Source organism: Brevibacillus sp. Leaf182 (genome assembly GCF_001423865.2).
GTDB classification, from domain to species: domain Bacteria; phylum Bacillota; class Bacilli; order Brevibacillales; family Brevibacillaceae; genus Brevibacillus; species Brevibacillus brevis_C.
In genome coordinates, this window is the sequence record NZ_LMPN02000018.1 from 1 (window position 1) to 16,705 (window position 16,705).

Genomic DNA, 16,705 nt, shown 5'->3' on the forward strand with positions numbered 1-16,705 from the left:
GAGAACGTCTCTTTTCAAGATAGAGAGTATTTTGCACGGCTCTCGTCAGGGGAGGACTTTCTCCTACTTTCTGCTTAGCCTTATGCTACGATCGATCTTCTTTCCGCAAATTATGTCCGGTGTTCTCTCCCGTTTTCGGAGGAGTGCTGCGTGAGCCGGCAGATGCTTCTGTTGGGCGTTTGTCTTTGTTGTTGTGCTTGGACATATGGTTCCCTCCCTTACTCGATGAGTGGCTGCCTATGTAGTATGTCCCCACCTGTGAAATGAAAAAACACCTTGACCCGCTATGCAGGCCAAAGTGCTTGTTTGTTGTTTTATGACAATGAGAGAATCGAATTATTTCACGACTAATTTTGCTACCATTTTGCCATGATCCGGTCCACAGATCACGTTGCAAAAGATGGTGTACTCACCGGCTGTATCGATTTTCATCGTTTTGCTGCCATCTTTTTGAAGGTCTACATCCAGCCCTTGGATACCAATACCGTGAAAGCCTTCTGTCGACTTGAAGTTGATCGTGAACTCTTCGCCAGCTTTTACTTCAAAGGTTTCTTGATTGAATTTCCAGTTACTAGCTTCGATATTCACTTGTGTACCAGTAGTCGCCGCAGGAGCCGCTGCATCCGTGCTAGCAGCTTCCTTGTCTCCGCCGCATGCCGTCATCAACATGGCAGACAATGCAACTGAAGAAATCAATAGACCCCACTTCTTGTTCACGTTTGACCCCTTCTTTCTTCTTTTTCTACACTTCCATCTTACTCGATGAAATCAATCCAAAATCTGGGATCGTGTGAACGAACAGTGACGAATTGGGGAACGATTGATGAACACGAGCGTTCATGATTGATTGATCGCGTACACCGTGATCTCTGGAAAGCAATTCAGCCGGATTGGCAGCCTGGAAGTACCAAGCCCGCGACTGATGCCAAATACGCCAACGAATTGATCCTCTTTTTGCCCGATATGAAAATGCTTGTAGGCACCAACAGTACGATTGAACAAGCGAATTTGTCCCCCGTGGGTGTGTCCGGTCAAGAGAAGGTCAGCTTTCAAACGCTCGTTGTGAATCAATGAGATTATCTTGGGAGAGTGGGCCAAAAATATCGTCAAGTTCGCCTGCTGGAACTCTTGCCTCGGACGCCGTTCATTGCCGTAAACCGAATTATCGAAGCCGTATATCCAAATGCGACTGCCGTCCTTTTCGATCACGGCACTCTCGTTTTCCAACACCGTCATCACCTGCTGCCAGGCCTCTTTTTGGGAACCGTAGACAGCATCGGAATAAACCTTTTTGCGAAATCTTCCTACTTCTCTCTCGTAATTGCCAGGAACGAAGCATATCCCATCCTCGCTCTTTATTTTCGCTAGCTCATTCAACACACGCGTCAACTGCCCGCTGTGCTGTGTCAAATCTCCGGTCACCATCACCAAATCCGGCTTGTGAACATTCACCAGTTTGTGCAACTCTCCATTCCAAAACCGTGTTCGTCCATGAGGATCGGAAAGATGAACCAATGTAAGTGGGGGTACAGAAGGGATCGTCAGCTTCACTACCGATGTTTTGACATAAGTCGTATGGTAGGCAAGAAAGATTATTCCTACCAGGATACACAAAATAATCGTTGTCATCATTTTCGGAACAATCCTCTCTTTTCCCCGTCTTATGATTTAGAGGAGTGGATCAGTGATGATTATTAGGAACGCTCAAGGTATGCTTACTTTTTTCTCGTTCGTGATTCTTTTCACCTTTTTTATCCAGCCCTTTCCTGCGTCGGCCTGTAGTTGTGCCAGACCTCCTGACCCTTTAACAGCAAAGGATCAGTCTGCTGCTGTATTTACAGGCAAGGTGCTTCAGGTAAATGAGCGAACTGACTCGCTTCGTTGGCTTCCCTTTTGGGATAAACCAGAGCGAGGGGGCTTTGATGTTATTTTCGAGGTGCAGTCCACGTGGAAAGGAGTGGATCAGACACAAGTTCAGATCGTCACTGGCGGTCTTGGAGGCGGATGCGGCATTCCTTTTCAACCAGGTCAAGAATATCTTGTCTATGCCTCTTATTGGGAGCTAAATGAGCTAGAAACCAATATCTGTACACGAACAGTCCTCAAAGCAGATGCAGGAGAAGACTTGCAAGTATTGGGGTCTGGAACAGTGCCTGTCCCTTCAGCAAATCTTAATTGGAATGATGATTTAACCTCGGTTATTGTCATCATCTCAGGAGGAATCTTGTTCTATCTCATTTGGTTCCAAACAAAACGGAGACGATAGATCACCTCGTCTCCGTCCTCACTATATTTCATGGAAGATATGCCTTTGCCCGATACTCCGAGAGATTAAAGGACTGCCAGCTATTGTCCTCATACAAAATCTCTTTCCGCTCTTGCAGCAACTCCATGAATTTTTCTTCTACCTTTTTGTCCCGCACAAGCTCCATAACCACTGGTATGGCGTCATAAGACAGCTCGCTCAAATACTCGATATCGATGTGTCCAGTCGCATGATAGCGCTGTACATTGTTTTTGGCAATGATGACGTCCATATTGATGTAATTCAGAATGACGTAACTCACGAGTGTCACAATCGCGTAATACTTGATCAGAGAAAAACCGTTACGCCAAATTTTCAAGAGAGCAATGATAAACAGCACAAACAGAAAAATCATGAAAACGTGAGCTAACAGCCGCGTATGCGTATACCCATAAGCATCCTCATACAATGAGAGGCGAAAATAGGCGGACACGAGCATGAAGCCCGTGCAAATCGTCAGCATACTCAGCAGAACCTGAATGATCCGGTAGAGCATTGCTTTTGCCCGTGATGCGAAGTACATCGTGCATAGGAGAATCAAGAAATTAATAACGGTGACCGTCACCAGCTCATTGAAGCCATTTCTAGCATACTCGGCGTACGTCAATTCATCTGGTAAAACTCGCTTCGCCCCGCTGAACAAATACGATATCTGAATGTATGTAAACGCTGTGTACACAATATTGATGATCGCCAGAATCGTTACGAGAATCACTCCGTCCCAGACGATCTTTTTGTCATCTTCAGGTACAGGCAAATCCACTACTTCTTCTCGTTTCCCGAAAAGAGAATACATGTAAGCAAACACAAGGATCGTAATGAGCCCGATTAGCAGCATTCGAAAGATTGCTTCAAGTGAATTGACATCAATCACCCTCCGCGGGATTTGACCCAGAAAATGTCCAAACACACTATCCGCATTCGAGAGCAAGGAAAGTACAATCACCAGTAGAGGCACCGAGATGCCGATTCCGATGAAAACCTTCTTCATCACCCCATACTTCTCCTGATTCACCCTACCCTTGATCCATTCCTTTGTCAGCCTAAATGGCAGGCGCGTATGCTTCGGGGTGTAAAGAAGCAATGTCTCCATCATTTCCATAAAAAAGCCTGCCTCGTACCATTTCGCTTGATGACGCTTGGTGATCAGGATCGTTTGGATCACGAATAGTAGCGGGATCAGCAACAGATTGAACAGGTGAAAATGCGGATTGGAAAATAGAAAAAAGGTTAGCGCCAATAGAAAAATCGGAAGAGTCCATATCCAGTCGAATACTTGCTTTCGAGAAAAGCTTATATGAATACGTTGTCTAGCCTGCCAAATAAAAAGAACGTATAAGCCGATTACGAACAATAGATACGAGATACCCAATCCTTTACCGTAAAACATCCAGTCAAACAGTAAACCGATCCCAAATGCCCCCAGCAATAGCCACTGCAAGCCTTTTTGTACTTGCTTAACATCAGCCAACTTCTTCACTCCTTACTCATGCTTTTGCCCTAAAAAAGGTAAGAGCAGACTCCACGAAGGAGCTGCTCTTGTAAGTACGTGCAAATTTGGATAAATGTTACATTTTTAGCCAAGTATATCTACTTTAAATTTTCGGCAATCATCAGTAAATCTTTTTTCGTCGGGGCAGAATTCATGGCACCCACTTCGATGAGTCTATTCTTGTCCTCTTGGTAGACCTTTACGACCTTCTCTTCAGTTCCATCTATTAGCTTCCTAGCTATATACATTCCCTCATATTTTTGCACTTTCACTTTTTCTACGATGGCATCCTCTCCTGCTTCTTCCTCAATCCATTTCACACCCTCAAAGTTCGTGATGGCGATGTATACGTCCCCGTCCTTCTCTGCTCCTGCACTCCCTTTGTACAACGTAAAGACTCTATTTATTACCGGCTTAGGAGATACTTTTCGCATGACGATTTGTTTCTTGTCCTTCTCCGCCTCTTTGTGCATTTCTGCGAATAATTCTGGTTGGCTATAATCAAATGGATACTCGACATGTCCTTTTACAAACTTGTAACCACCTGCTATCTCTGCTGGTACTTCATAAAAGCTGCTCACTTCTTTCTGCAACGGTGCTGTGGTCAGATGTTCGACAGGAATATATGTGAAGGAAACACGTTTTTTCGGATTGTCCGGTCCAGGTATATAAATAGCTGCACCTTCTCCTGGCTTAAGCGAATTTCGTGCATCTTCAAAGGTCTTTATACTTTCAGCGCTACCTTTTTGTAGTGGAGTAGTAGTTTGTTGCACTTTCACAACTGCTTCCCCTTTTTCATTCTTCAATTCGTATACCTTCATGGCTGCATAGGCAGACGTTCCTCCGAACACAAGAATGGCTGCAACAATTAATCCCAATCTTTTTTTCATTTGTTTTCCCTCCGATATACTTTTTCGTTCCTTGATTCTTTGAAGGACCTGTTCCTTGACATCGAAATCATCGGCGGCGGCGGTTAGCTGTTGTTTCCAATCATCGGGTTGCTGAGATCGAGTCATGTCTATCACCGCCTTCACTCACGAGCATGTAAGATTTACATTTTTTCAATGCCCGTTCATACTGTTTTCGCAGCGTAGCTGGCTTTGTATCAAACAACAAGGCCAGCTCGTCGTAGCTGCGTTCTTCCACCACACGCAAGATCAGCAGATTCCGCTCTTTTACAGATAGCTTTGATATTGCTACATGAAGAGGGTTGTTCAAATACTCCGTATCCTCTACTTTCTTTTCCCCCTCATGGCGACTGACCGTCTGAATCCCCGCTCGCAAAAAAGTGACCACGCGATTCAGCCTCGCTCTGTTTAAGAGGTTCAGACAATGATGATACGCAATCTTATACATCCATGCCGAGAAAGAAACGTTGTGTCGATAGCTATCTAGCTGCTCGAATGCTTTCAAGAAAACCTCCTGGACAGCATCCTCCGCTTCCTGTCGGTGTCCCAGCATGTGATAGCAGTACACGAACAACGGCTTTTGCATCGCATCGATGATCAAACCAAATTGGTCGATATCCCCGGCTCTGACCTCCTTTAGCGCTTGCTCCATTTCGTTATGATCCAAGCCCTCTCACCTCCGATTCGCACGTATAACAAACAAAGGCGTCATTTTGTGACACGATTTGGAAATTTTTCTTTCATTAAGGAAAATCCGCACAAAAAAATCCATACCTTCGTATGGATTTCAAGTGTTATTACCATTTCACCTTATATAGCTCCTTGTTCTTTTTCATGTAGAGGACATATTGTTTCGCTACGTTAATCTCTACAATGGCATCTTTCTCGAAATCGACGATTTTTTCTTTTTCGTCCGAATCGATCTCTGCACGGTACAACGCATTGTCATGAGTACTATAGTAGATGCTTCCATCCACTACTTCTACGATATATCCGTTGAGAGCTTTCATATCCTTTAAGATCTTTCCATCCTTGGTCATGAGGACATGTTTAAAATTACTATCCCGAAAAGAGATCGCATCAGTATAGACACCAATCGGGCTCTGGTTTATATATATTTTTGTGTCATCATCGGTCAGTTTTGTTTCGTCCGTTCCGTCCAGCCTCATTTTATATAGTCCCTGATCCACACTGTCGTGAAAATAATACCAATCATCTGATACGGTTGCGAAATCTACGTTTTCTCGTACTATATCTTTCTTGTCAGATTTTCGTTTTGACTTGTACAATACGAATTTGTTATCACTTGTATACGCCGTAAAGTGTATATAGCCATCTACAACGGATAGGGACGTAATTTTTTTCCCTGCAAACTCGAGTGCTTCTGGCGTATTCCGTCCATGTTTGATCGTGTAAAGCGTGCTTTTGAATATCCCTCCAAGCTCTCTTGGATCCGTGACACGCAAGTAATAAATCCCATCCTCATCCTGATGAATTTCACCCGTTAAATGATTGGCCTTGCTTACTTTCAGTGCTTCCTGTTTTTCCAATCTATCCTTGTAGATTGTTCCTCTCGAATGGTTGCCATTCTCAGGAACATAGTAGTAAATCCACTTCGAGTTGATACGGATACTGCCATCAACCAATGCCTCTATCTCTTGTCCATCTTCATCTTCCATGAACAGACTTAACTTAATAGTATATTTCCCTGGCTCCTCCGGGATAAATGTTCCCGTAACCTCATATTTTTTACTTTTTTCTTTTATTTTCACTTCGTCCATCTCAAGCTCTTCGTCGGGGCCTTCGATACTGAATCTCGCTTCTTCTTTTATCTCCCCCCTCTTGGCAATCGTTGCTGTTATCGTGACCTTCTGACCAACTTCTACTTGCCCACGGGGAGAGAACGCAAGACTACCTCCCACTACCGCTTTTGACTCGGGAGCCCCATGAATCGTCGGAGGGACTGCACCATATAAAAAAATAAGCGAAAAAAAGATCGTCAAAATCCGTCTTATCGTCTGCATGCTGAAGACATCCTACCTTCCTTTTGTATGTACATTCCATTTATTTCTAACTATATGAAGAGAACCATATTTTGTAAAACACTTTGTCCTTTTCAATAAAAAAACCTCTTGCATTCGTGTCAGTTATCTGCACGAATACAAGAGGTCTCTGTATGCAATTTTAGTCGTCACATTTCTCCGCTTTGCCTTCGGCGAGTGCCGTCTTAAACGAAGATCCACACCCACAAGAAGCGACAGCATTCGGATTCTCGATGGAGAAGCCTCCGCCCATCATCGATTCCTTGAAATCGATCTCTGTACCTTTAATGTATGGATAGCTGTCCTTATCGACAACAATTTTCACACCGTTTTGCTCGAAGGTCTCGTCGCCTTCTTTCATCTCTTCGTCCCAGCCCATCCCGTAGGTAAAGCCGCTGCAACCACCTGTTCTGACACCTACCCGCAAAAACACATCGGGCTTGCCTTCTGCTGCCAGCATTTCTTTTACCTTCAGACTGGCGCGCTCTGTCAATGTAATCATGCTTCTTTCCCTCCTTCACAGGCTCATCGTTCCTGCACTTGTTACAACCAGTATATTCAGTTTACTAAGAAACGCTTCTTCCCACAAGGTTCCCCTGCACTTTACGCGCTCATTCTCTCTTTACAAATAAATAAAGAAGGGTTTCCCCTTCCTATGCAAAATGTGCATTGTTTTCCATTAGATAAAATCTATAAGCTTTCTTCCGGTTCTCTGCCTTAGACAGACTATGATCGATCTGGTTCAGTTCGTTGTGTAGTTGATCAATTTGTATACTGTATTCTAGGACATCTGGATGATCTAACCCAAACTCTAACCCCATATTTACCATACGCTGTCGAAGGAGTTCGATTTTCTCGAGCAAAACGTCCCGCATTTGAAGCTCCTCCTAGTAATAGATCAGGCTTTCTTACTATATTTTACAAGAACAGCTAGAATTTCGCAAACAAAAATTCCTTTATTTCCGAAAATATACCAAAAATACGACGGTAATGGTTACATTTTTACATTCGCGACTTCCTACAAGAGAGTTGGAGAACTTATGATATTGTTCGTACTTACCAAGAGGTTTATAATATAGGTGCTCTTGTTGCCCGAGATTTACTCTATTCCTAAGAGCCTTTCCACTCCCATGGAACGAATATCGATTGGGTACGACTGGATTAAAGCTCTTTCATCTAAGAACCATTGACTTTGAAAGGAAGTGTTTGGAATGGCGCTTGAAACGATTGCCATACAAGACAAATCTCTCGCCGGAATCGCTGAAAAAGTTATGCATGGCGAAAGACTTACCTTGGAAGACGGTGTCACCCTTTTTAATTCCAACGATCTTTTGACGATTGGACAATTGGCTAACGTTGTTAACTATCGCAAGAATCAGGATAACGTTTACTTTTTGCAAAATCTGTACATCAACCCAACCAACGTATGTGAAGCTCATTGCAAATTCTGTGGCTTCCGCCGCGATGAAGGGGATGAAGGTGCCTACACGATGAGCATGGAAGAGTTGCTTCATTATGTAGAAACTCGCTTCCATCCCGGTATCCGTGAATTCCATATCGTTGGCGGACATAACCAGCACAAGCCATTTGACTACTACCTCGACACCCTTCGTACCTTGAGAAAAGCGTACCCGGATGTGACGATTAAATCGTACACAGGTGCAGAGATTGAGTTCTTCTCCCGCATCTCCGGTCTATCCATCCGCGAGGTTTTGCAAGAGCTGATGAAAGCTGGTCTCCAAAGCCTTACTGGTGGTGGCGCTGAGATTTTGACTGAGCGCTATCGGATGAAAATGAGCCCGGAAAAAGCAAGTACAGACATGTACCTGCAAGTACACCGCACGGCTCATGAGTTAGGCTTGAAAACACATACCACCATGCTGTACGGCTCCATCGAGACATTGGAAGAGCGCGTGATCCACATGCTCCGCCTGCGCGAGCTGCAAGATGACACAAACGGCTTCATGGTGTTCATTCCATTGGCAGTTCAACCGATCAAAGCAACAGCAGGCATCAAACGCCGCAACTCTGCCATTGATGATTTGAAAACAATGGCAATCAGCCGTTTGATGCTCGATAACTTCCAGCATATCAAAGCATACTTCATCAACATCGGTACCCAGCTCACTCAACTTTCTCTGCAAATGGGAATTTCCGATGCTCACGGAACCTTGATCGAGGAGCGCATCAGCCACTCAGCCGGTGCACTTACCCAGCAAGCTCTGACTGTAGATGAGTTGGTTTGGTTGATCAAAGGCGCAGGAAAACGCGCCCTGGAACGCGATACCTTCTACAACGTGATCAAAGAACATTAATCCATAAAAAAGCTGATGCTCCAAATCACTTGGGCATCAGCTTTACTATTTTGATACGCGCACGGTTGATCATGCTCCCCAATGAACATCCTAAGAGAACAATCTACAGAGGAAAATCTGCATCCAGCAGCTCTTCTTCCTCCCGTAATTTATTCTTGATTTTTACCAGTAATTCATCTGCTGTTGGAGCTTGTACCAATGTGCCGTTTACGAGCGCAAATGGCTCCATGTAGCATTCACCGCAATACCCCAGACAGCCGTACTCGAGTACGTCCACATCCAGCTCAGGATCATTTTCCAATGCATCCACGACGGATTGCGTATAGGAGGAAACATTGCTCGCGCAAAATTCTACTAGTGGTTTCATCTATTGTCACCTACCGATTATTTCGACATCATCATGTACTTTATTGTACCGCGACTTTGATAAAAATCCAGCGGAGAAAACGGGAAAAAGATTCTGCTTGCATTTTTAGTGAAAGAGACTAAAAATAGAGTGGGTGCTGTAAAAAACGGACAGAAGAAAGGACTAGACCTTCTATGAAACGACTTGTGATCCTTGGAGGAGGATACGGGGGTCTTCGTATTATTGAGCGAGTCCTGTCCCCTGATTTACCAGATGACGTGTTTATAACCCTCGTAGACCGTATGCCGTTTCATGGCTTGAAAACAGAGTATTACGCTCTGGCGGCAGGTACTACACCGGAATCTCACCTGCGTGTTACATTTCCAAACGATCCACGCCTGACCGTCAAATACGGTGAAATTGCTGGCGTGGAATTGGACGAGCAGGTCGTCAATTTTGCTAACGGGGACACCCTCTCCTACGATTGGCTAGTAATCGGATTGGGTTGTGAGGATCGTTACCATGATATCCCTGGTGCTGATCAATTTACATGTTCGATCCAAACCATGGGAGCTACTCGCAACACATACATGGCAATCAATAATGTGAACCCATACGGTACGGTTAGCGTTGTGGGCGGTGGTCTTTCCGGGGTGGAAATGGCTGCTGAGCTGCGCGAGAGCCGTCCCGACCTGAATGTACGCATCATCGACCGTGGTCAAAGCATTTTGAGCCCATTCCCGAAAAAGCTTCAGGAATATGCTTCTCAATGGTTCATTGAACACGATGTACAGCTTGTTTCCATGGCAAATGTCACTAGCATCGAGCAAGGGATCGTGTACAACCACAATCAGCCTGTTGAAAGTGATGTTATTGTATGGACAGCAGGTATTCAAGCAAACAAAATCGTGCGCTCTCTGCCGATCGAAACAGACAACATCGGACGCGCCAAACTAAATCAGTATCATCAAATCCCATCCCATACGAACGTGTATGTAGTAGGTGACTGTGCAAGCACCATCATCGCGCCGAGCGCGCAAACAGCCGAGATCCAAGGCGATCAAATTGCCTTGATGTTGAAAAAAGACATCAAAGGTGAGGAGTATCCAGCTTCATTGCCTGCTCTCAAGCACAAAGGCTTCCTCGGTTCCCTCGGCAAAAAGGAAGGCTTCGCCAGCATGGGAAAAATGTCTCTGGTCGGTCAGATGGCTCGTGTCATCAAGAGCGGTCAGCTATGGATGTATAAAAAGCATATGGGATAGTGCACAAGCCTGTTGGCCGGATGGCCTAACAGGTTTTCTTTTTGTATATAATCTCCAAGCGAAACCCACATAATATGCTAGACCAGAATAACTAGCTTGGAGGTTTTTTCAATGGAACCAAATACATACGAGGATATGAAAGATACGCTGGCTGACAATTACATGCCGATGACTTCCTTTCGAAGTGGAGTCGAAGAAACAGTCAGACCAGATGTAGAATGCTACACCATTCAAATTGTAAACATCGCGCTGGTCGGAGATTCAAAATCATGGGTTCTGGTAGATGCAGGGATGCCACAATCTGCCGAACAAATCATCGAGATTGCCCGGGAGCGCTTTGGGAAGGAAGCCAAGCCAAGAGCCATCATGCTTACTCACGGCCATTTCGATCATGTCGGGGCAGTCATCGAGCTCGTAAAAGCGTGGAAGGTTCCTGTCTATGCCCATTCGCTTGAAATCCCTTATTTGACAGGCCAAAAATGCTATCCGGAGCCAGATGGAACGGTTGAGGGCGGGCTGCTTGCGAAGATTTCGCCGTTGTTTCCAAATGAACCAATCGATTTGGGCAGCCATGTTCATCCTTTGCCCGAAGACGGGAGTGTTCCCGGAATGCCTGGATGGCGCTGGATACATACACCTGGACATTCGCCAGGGCACATTTCCTTCTTTCGTGATGAAGACAGAACTCTCCTCGCAGGAGACGCTTTTGTTACGGTAAAGCAGGACTCATTGTATCAAGTCGTGACTCAGCAAAAGCAATTGACCGGTCCTCCTGTTTATTTGACAACCGATTGGCAGGCAGCTCGGCAATCCGTCGAAAAGCTTGCCAATCTCGCCCCTGCGTATGCAATCACCGGTCACGGTCCACCTATGTATGGCGAGGAGCTGGCCGATGGATTGGTCCAATTGGTTGCGGAGTTTGATCGGGTAGCTGTCCCCAAGTATGGACGTTATGTGGACAAGGAGATGTAGGCAGACAAAAAGGCTGACGTCGGGGTGGTATGGGCGTCAGCTTTTTTGGTAAGACGATACCTTCCTATTCAACCAACTTAGGCTGGAAGCGCTTGGCCAATAATCGCGTAGCTTTCGCAGGATCAATCTCGTACACAAGTAGCTCTTCGCCCCCTGAAGCCGCCACACATAGCCGTTCCCCGGTCGGCGAGATCAGCGTCGTCGTCACTTGTTGATTCGGAATCGCGTAGTTCACGCTGGCAAAGTAGATGTTGTTTTCCAAGCTTCGGCAAACCATTGCCCCGTTGTAAAAATCGGGATTGCTGACTTCTCCTGTAAACATCGGATGGAAAACGATGCTGGCCCCGCGGCGTGCCGCCCACCGTACCGTCTCTGGATATCGCCATCCCTCATGACAAATGACAATGCCAAACGACACATCCTCTATCGTAAACAATAGGCGCCCTTCGCCCGGAACATAGTCAAACTGATCCTCCTCTGGATCGATCTGATTTTTTATTTGCAGCCCAAGATCTTCTCCCTGTTTCCCCACAACAAAGGCGACTAGATGATAGCCGCGCTCATCCTTCCATTCCATCGGTAAAATGACGGCGAGCTGGCATTCCTTCGCCAGCGCACGAATCTCTTCTAAAGCTCTGCGTTGTACCTCATGATTGTATGCCTCCACTTCATAGCCTACACCACGCAGCCCTGGAATCACCGATTCAGGAAAGCAAATCAGATCGCAATTGTTTTGCGCAGCGTTGATCATCTGCTGTTTGATGATCGCTAGCCCCTCCGCCGCTGATTGGGGGAACCTCGTCTGAGCCAAGCCTATTTTCATGGGGGATACCTCTTTCTATGGAAGATTTACTAGAGAAAAACAAGGAAAAAACAGGAATTTTCAATATCATTCCATTATACAAAATAATTCTTCCCATGCAAAAAAACCGTCAAGATTATTCCTGACGGTTCCCTTATTTTGCTGGTTTATCGCTTTTGGACACGTAAAACTGGTACTTTTTTCGGTTCAAAGGTGTCTGCCAGTACCTTCTCTTGAATAACGTTCAGCTTGAGCAAACTCGAAATTTTCCCGGTATCCGCCTTCGACATGAGGCGCCAAAGCGAAGGATCTGGCAAGGCATTGTAAAGGCGTTCATCGTTGTATTCTCGCCGGTCCTGATAGGAGATCAGCAGCTTGTATTCTCCTTCCTCTGCGCTGCCTGCTTCGCTGTAAGCTTCAAGTAGCTTACTACGTAGCTCGTTCAACTCTTCCTCTACCTGCTTTTGAATTTCCTTTAACTCGTAGTAGCGAGCAATCGGTTGGTCCATCCGCTCTTCCTCCTTTGGTTACCCCTGTACCCAAAATCCATATGAGAAAAAGTCGGTTGATAGAACCATTCGCTGGCTACGAAAAACAGCCTCCTTTTTCATTTCCGTCATGAAAAGGAGGCTGCGTATCAAACTCTATAATTTTTACTTTTCAATCATTGTGTTGATCGCTTCACCCGGGTGTTTTTTCAAGAAAGTAGAGTACTCTACTTCCCATGGATTCCATTTGCCTTCCCCTTGGTAGCCCCAGACGGAATTGATACGAGAAACGGTATCTGTGTTGTTCATTCCTACTAGACGTTGTTCCCCTACCAGCTCAAATGTGCCGTTCGCATCCATATCGACTGGAGTCAAAGAACCGAATGGATAGGAGAATACAGAAACAGCATCTTCGGTTGGCTGTACTTTCCCTGCTTTGTCATACAGCTTGGCCGCTACGTATACATCCTGGTTGGCACTCACGTCAAGCGTCAGCGGCTTATCCAAGTGGGAGCCTTTGCCCTCTACTTTAAAGCCATCCACGAATTTCCCCTCGTAACGGATTCCTTCATTTTCCTTTTCACCAAAAATCACGGCTGGCTTGTTGTTTTCAAAGGTAGCGATTACGTGGCTGTAAACACCGCCGCTTCCGCCAGTCGCTGTTTTCACAAACGCATCCGCAACATGATCACCCGTGAAGTCTACGAGAGTCAGCTCGCCTTCATAGCCGCCCAGCTCTTTGATATCCGTTTGGCTATAAGCGCCGGATTTTCCGTCTTTCACTACGATGTTCATATTGGAGGAATAGATGTCGTCCGCTTTTTCCTTTTCGCCAATCAGGTATACGACGTCATCCTTCTTATCGCCATTCACGTCAGCCGTTTTTTGATCGATCACATAGGTGTTTTTCGCGAGCTTCAATTCAGTTGCGGCAGAGAACAGCTTTCCTTTTTCAGAGTCTGCGTGGGCTACTTGTGTATTTATTGCAGAAAATCCAGCTACGCCTACAACTCCTGCAAGCAGCAAATATGTAACAGGCTTCATCCATTTTTTATTCATCGTTATGGCCTCCACTAGATGGTAAGTTATTGGTTACATTTACTACTATAGGACGAAGCCTGCTCTATTTCGTTACAGAATGTTTACGAATGATATACAAAAAGTAAACAGCACGTTATCCAGCACACTTTGAAGTGCTGATAGATGAACGGTGTGATTTCAACTGGAATTTAAACTATCAAAAAAGCGACCAGACGTAAGCATCTGGTCGCTCCTTTTATTCGGCATCTGCTGTCGAAGCAATCGGCTGCACGCCCATGCTCTCCAGCTTTTCATAGATATCCTTTAATTTCGGATTTCCCTCACCGACAATTTCCCCGGAAATTACGACAAGCGGATACCATAAATCTTCCTCGATAATGCGATTCGCCCAGCTTTTGTCATCGTCTGTCTGCGGCTGTTGAAAGTCGCTATAAACGATGCGGATGCGGTCACTCCCATACTTGCGAGAGAGTGCCGCCTCCAGCCACTCGGCTGTTTCCTTTGCAGATGGCAAATTGACGCAGCTTGCGCACAATTGCTCTGTCCCAAAAACCTTGATATCGACAGTCACTATATCCGCCCTCCCCCGGGTCAGCTAGCTTAGGACAATGCTTGGTCTAGGTCCTCGATCAAGTCCTGGACATCTTCAATACCAACAGAGATGCGCACCAAGCCATCCGTAATGCCCAGCTCAGCACGGCGCTCTGCCGGGATAGAAGCATGTGTCATGCGTGCAGGTACGCTAATCAAGCTCTCCACTGCACCCAGCGATTCTGCCAGCGTGTAGTATTTTACCTTTGCCAACACTTCGTCAGCACGCTCTGCGCTGCCTACGTCGAAGGAAATCATGCCGCCAAAGCCACGCGCTTGCTTTTGAATCAGCTCATGACCGGAATGGCTGGACAGACCAGGATAAATGACGCGTTTGATGTCGCTGCGCTCAGACAGCCATTTTGCCAGCGTACGAGCATTGTGCTCATGCTCTTCCATACGAATTCCCAGCGTCTTCATACCGCGCAGCAAGAGCCAAGAATCTTGTGGTCCAAGCACACCGCCAATAGCATTTTGTACAAAATGGAGGTCTTCGCCCACTTGCGCATCTTTTGCTACGACCAGACCTGCTACTACGTCGCTGTGTCCACCCAAATATTTGGTTGCGCTGTGGAACACGATGTCAGCACCGAGATCCAGCGGATTTTGCCAGTATGGTGTCATGAACGTGTTGTCTACCACGAGCAGCACGCCTTTTGCTTTCGCGATGCCTGCCAACGCGCTGATGTCGCTTACTTTCAGCAGCGGGTTTGTCGGTGTTTCCATAATGATTGCTTTGGTTTCCGGGCGAATTGCCGCCTCTACCGCTGCCAGATCACTCGTATCTATATAAGTTGCTTCCAGACCCATACGGGAGAATACACGCGTAACGACACGGTAAGTACCACCGTATACATCGTCACCTACTACGAGATGGTCGCCTTTGTTGAACATGGAGAGGATTGTGGAGAGTGCCGCCATACCAGAACCAAATGCAAAGCCGCGTGCGCCGCCTTCGATTTCTGCGATGTACGTTTCCAATGCGTGACGGGTCGGGTTCCCGGTACGGGAGTATTCGAAGCCCTTGTGAACGCCAATGGCTTCCTGTTTATACGTACTTACCTGGTAAATTGGAACGGATACGGCTCCTGTATGTGGATCTCCATCGATTCCGCCGTGGATCAAACGAGTTTTGATACGCATCTTAAATTCCCCCCTGGTAAATTTTCTTGCTTAGATAACGTTCGCTGCCGTCGGCAAACAGGGTAACGATATTCGTCCCTGGAGCTGCTTCTCTTGCTTCGCGCAGTGCCGCTGCCATGGCTGCACCTGAGGAGCTTCCTACAAGCAATCCTTCCTTGGCAGCCAACTGCTTGACCAGATCGAATGCTTCCACATCGAGAATCGTGTGAATGGCATTGAAGTAGCTCGTATCCATGAATGGAGGCAAAAACTCCATGCCGATCCCCTCTGTTTTATGCGGGCCGGATTCTCCCCCATTCAAGATGGAACCTTCTGGCTCGACAATGACCGTTTTTACGTTTGGGTTTTGTTCCTTCAAGTAACGAGCAGCACCCATGAAAGTACCGCCAGAGCCTGCACCTGCCACAAATACGTTTACTTGGCCATCCATTTGACTCCAAATTTCCGGACCTGTTGTCTTGTAGTGTGCGTCTGGATTCGCCGGGTTAGCAAATTGCTGTGGAACAAAAGCACCCGGAATCGATTCTGCGAGTTCTTTTGCCTTGGCGATTGCACCCTTAATCCCCAACTCTGTCGGTGTATTGACGACTTCTGCTCCGAGGGCACGCATCAGCTCTTGCTTTTCCTCGGAAAACTTCGCTGGTACGCAGAAGATGACTTTATAACCAGTTCCTACAGCGGCCAGCGCTACACCAATTCCTGTATTTCCTGCTGTCGGTTCGATAATGGTACCACCTGGGGCCAATTGGCCGTTCTCTTCTGCGGCACGAATCAATTCCATGCCGAGTCTGTCTTTTACGCTGCCTCCTGGGTTAAAATACTCCAGCTTGGCGAACAAGCGGACACCCTCAGGGAGCTCAAATTGTGTAATTTCGACGATCGGCGTATTACCAATCAGTTCCTTCACATTGCGAAATACGTTCACGAAGATCTGACTCCTTATATTGAAGTACTTGCTTCTTTCTTTTTCATTATAACATGCAAAGATTACAAAAAGT

General features: G+C 46.1%; 19 protein-coding genes. 4 read left to right on the forward strand and 15 right to left on the reverse strand.

Features of this window, described 5'->3' with window-relative positions:
* Window positions 1–336: 336 nt before the first annotated feature.
* Window positions 337–717 (reverse strand): cupredoxin domain-containing protein, encoded by a 381-nt coding sequence (locus ASG16_RS07740; RefSeq protein WP_056491731.1) that lies wholly within the window; start codon window positions 715–717, stop codon window positions 337–339.
* Window positions 718–837: 120 nt separating this feature from the next.
* Window positions 838–1,632 (reverse strand): metallophosphoesterase, encoded by a 795-nt coding sequence (locus tag ASG16_RS07745; protein ID WP_056491734.1) that lies wholly within the window; start codon window positions 1,630–1,632, stop codon window positions 838–840.
* 55 nt (window positions 1,633–1,687) lie between these two features.
* On the opposite strand from ASG16_RS07745, the gene ASG16_RS07750 reads away from it, so the two are divergent.
* Window positions 1,688–2,266, forward strand: a complete 579-nt coding sequence (locus ASG16_RS07750) for a netrin-like domain-containing protein (protein ID WP_241970716.1) — start codon at window positions 1,688–1,690, stop codon at window positions 2,264–2,266.
* Window positions 2,267–2,294: 28 nt separating this feature from the next.
* Here the strand turns inward: ASG16_RS07750 and ASG16_RS07755 are convergent, their stop codons facing one another.
* From ASG16_RS07755 to ASG16_RS07780, 6 genes are all read right to left on the reverse strand, one after another.
* Window positions 2,295–3,776 carry a DUF4153 domain-containing protein gene (locus ASG16_RS07755; protein WP_056491740.1) on the reverse strand — a complete coding sequence of 494 codons (1,482 nt, stop codon included), beginning with the start codon at window positions 3,774–3,776 and terminating at the stop codon, window positions 2,295–2,297.
* 119 nt (window positions 3,777–3,895) lie between these two features.
* Window positions 3,896–4,687, reverse strand: a complete 792-nt coding sequence (locus tag ASG16_RS07760) for a hypothetical protein (protein WP_241970717.1) — start codon at window positions 4,685–4,687, stop codon at window positions 3,896–3,898.
* A gap of 100 nt (window positions 4,688–4,787) precedes the next feature.
* Window positions 4,788–5,372: an RNA polymerase sigma factor gene (locus ASG16_RS07765; protein ID WP_056491746.1), complete on the reverse strand. Its 585-nt coding sequence runs from the start codon at window positions 5,370–5,372 to the stop codon at window positions 4,788–4,790.
* A 130-nt stretch (window positions 5,373–5,502) separates the two neighbouring features.
* A complete protein-coding gene (locus ASG16_RS07770) occupies window positions 5,503–6,729 on the reverse strand; it encodes a DUF5050 domain-containing protein (protein WP_056491749.1) in 1,227 nt (408 codons plus the stop codon).
* Window positions 6,730–6,889: 160 nt separating this feature from the next.
* Entirely contained in the window at window positions 6,890–7,249 is a 360-nt protein-coding gene (gene erpA, locus ASG16_RS07775; RefSeq protein ID WP_007716763.1) for an iron-sulfur cluster insertion protein ErpA, read from the reverse strand.
* Window positions 7,250–7,400: 151 nt separating this feature from the next.
* Entirely contained in the window at window positions 7,401–7,622 is a 222-nt protein-coding gene (locus ASG16_RS07780) for an aspartyl-phosphate phosphatase Spo0E family protein (protein ID WP_056491752.1), read from the reverse strand.
* A gap of 336 nt (window positions 7,623–7,958) precedes the next feature.
* Here ASG16_RS07780 and mqnE point away from each other — a divergent pair, with 336 nt between their 5' ends.
* On the forward strand, window positions 7,959–9,062 hold the full coding sequence (mqnE, locus tag ASG16_RS07790; protein WP_048034525.1) for an aminofutalosine synthase MqnE: 1,104 nt from the start codon (window positions 7,959–7,961) through the stop codon (window positions 9,060–9,062).
* Window positions 9,063–9,165: 103 nt separating this feature from the next.
* On the opposite strand, the gene ASG16_RS07795 is transcribed toward mqnE, so the two are convergent.
* A complete protein-coding gene (locus ASG16_RS07795; protein ID WP_056491755.1) occupies window positions 9,166–9,429 on the reverse strand; it encodes a DUF1450 domain-containing protein in 264 nt (87 codons plus the stop codon).
* 173 nt (window positions 9,430–9,602) lie between these two features.
* Between ASG16_RS07795 and ASG16_RS07800 the strand changes: the two genes are divergently transcribed.
* Window positions 9,603–10,670: an NAD(P)/FAD-dependent oxidoreductase gene (locus ASG16_RS07800; protein WP_056491758.1), complete on the forward strand. Its 1,068-nt coding sequence runs from the start codon at window positions 9,603–9,605 to the stop codon at window positions 10,668–10,670.
* Window positions 10,671–10,781: 111 nt separating this feature from the next.
* Window positions 10,782–11,642 (forward strand): MBL fold metallo-hydrolase, encoded by an 861-nt coding sequence (locus tag ASG16_RS07805; protein ID WP_056491761.1) that lies wholly within the window; start codon window positions 10,782–10,784, stop codon window positions 11,640–11,642.
* 64 nt (window positions 11,643–11,706) lie between these two features.
* Here ASG16_RS07805 and ASG16_RS07810 read toward each other — a convergent pair whose 3' ends face one another.
* From ASG16_RS07810 to cysK, 6 genes are all read right to left on the reverse strand, one after another.
* Entirely contained in the window at window positions 11,707–12,465 is a 759-nt protein-coding gene (locus ASG16_RS07810) for a carbon-nitrogen hydrolase family protein (protein WP_056491764.1), read from the reverse strand.
* 146 nt (window positions 12,466–12,611) lie between these two features.
* Window positions 12,612–12,953, reverse strand: coding sequence for a hypothetical protein (locus ASG16_RS07815; protein ID WP_048034529.1), 342 nt, complete (start codon window positions 12,951–12,953; stop codon window positions 12,612–12,614).
* A 144-nt stretch (window positions 12,954–13,097) separates the two neighbouring features.
* Window positions 13,098–13,991 carry a YybI family spore inner coat protein gene (locus ASG16_RS07820; RefSeq protein ID WP_056491767.1) on the reverse strand — a complete coding sequence of 298 codons (894 nt, stop codon included), beginning with the start codon at window positions 13,989–13,991 and terminating at the stop codon, window positions 13,098–13,100.
* A gap of 217 nt (window positions 13,992–14,208) precedes the next feature.
* A complete protein-coding gene (locus ASG16_RS07825) occupies window positions 14,209–14,544 on the reverse strand; it encodes a YuzD family protein (protein ID WP_056491770.1) in 336 nt (111 codons plus the stop codon).
* A 29-nt stretch (window positions 14,545–14,573) separates the two neighbouring features.
* Window positions 14,574–15,707 carry a bifunctional cystathionine gamma-lyase/homocysteine desulfhydrase gene (locus ASG16_RS07830; RefSeq protein WP_056491773.1) on the reverse strand — a complete coding sequence of 378 codons (1,134 nt, stop codon included), beginning with the start codon at window positions 15,705–15,707 and terminating at the stop codon, window positions 14,574–14,576.
* Between the two features lies 1 nt (window position 15,708).
* Window positions 15,709–16,632: a cysteine synthase A gene (gene cysK / locus ASG16_RS07835; protein WP_007715789.1), complete on the reverse strand. Its 924-nt coding sequence runs from the start codon at window positions 16,630–16,632 to the stop codon at window positions 15,709–15,711.
* Window positions 16,633–16,705 lie beyond the last annotated feature (73 nt).

What these genes read in the sequence shown, in the direction of transcription:
- ASG16_RS07800 (WP_056491758.1), top strand. Translation starts at nt 9,603, where the DNA reads ATGAAACGACTTGTGATCCTTGGAGGAGGATACGGGGGTCTTCGTATT.
- ASG16_RS07815 (WP_048034529.1), bottom strand. Translation starts at nt 12,953, where the DNA reads ATGGACCAACCGATTGCTCGCTACTACGAGTTAAAGGAAATTCAAAAG.
- ASG16_RS07805 (WP_056491761.1), top strand. Translation starts at nt 10,782, where the DNA reads ATGGAACCAAATACATACGAGGATATGAAAGATACGCTGGCTGACAAT.
- mqnE (WP_048034525.1), top strand. Translation starts at nt 7,959, where the DNA reads ATGGCGCTTGAAACGATTGCCATACAAGACAAATCTCTCGCCGGAATC.
- ASG16_RS07770 (WP_056491749.1), bottom strand. Translation starts at nt 6,729, where the DNA reads ATGCAGACGATAAGACGGATTTTGACGATCTTTTTTTCGCTTATTTTT.
- ASG16_RS07780 (WP_056491752.1), bottom strand. Translation starts at nt 7,622, where the DNA reads ATGCGGGACGTTTTGCTCGAGAAAATCGAACTCCTTCGACAGCGTATG.
- ASG16_RS07820 (WP_056491767.1), bottom strand. Translation starts at nt 13,991, where the DNA reads ATGAATAAAAAATGGATGAAGCCTGTTACATATTTGCTGCTTGCAGGA.
- ASG16_RS07750 (WP_241970716.1), top strand. Translation starts at nt 1,688, where the DNA reads ATGATTATTAGGAACGCTCAAGGTATGCTTACTTTTTTCTCGTTCGTG.
- erpA (WP_007716763.1), bottom strand. Translation starts at nt 7,249, where the DNA reads ATGATTACATTGACAGAGCGCGCCAGTCTGAAGGTAAAAGAAATGCTG.
- ASG16_RS07745 (WP_056491734.1), bottom strand. Translation starts at nt 1,632, where the DNA reads ATGATGACAACGATTATTTTGTGTATCCTGGTAGGAATAATCTTTCTT.
- ASG16_RS07810 (WP_056491764.1), bottom strand. Translation starts at nt 12,465, where the DNA reads ATGAAAATAGGCTTGGCTCAGACGAGGTTCCCCCAATCAGCGGCGGAG.
- ASG16_RS07795 (WP_056491755.1), bottom strand. Translation starts at nt 9,429, where the DNA reads ATGAAACCACTAGTAGAATTTTGCGCGAGCAATGTTTCCTCCTATACG.
- ASG16_RS07760 (WP_241970717.1), bottom strand. Translation starts at nt 4,687, where the DNA reads ATGAAAAAAAGATTGGGATTAATTGTTGCAGCCATTCTTGTGTTCGGA.
- ASG16_RS07830 (WP_056491773.1), bottom strand. Translation starts at nt 15,707, where the DNA reads ATGCGTATCAAAACTCGTTTGATCCACGGCGGAATCGATGGAGATCCA.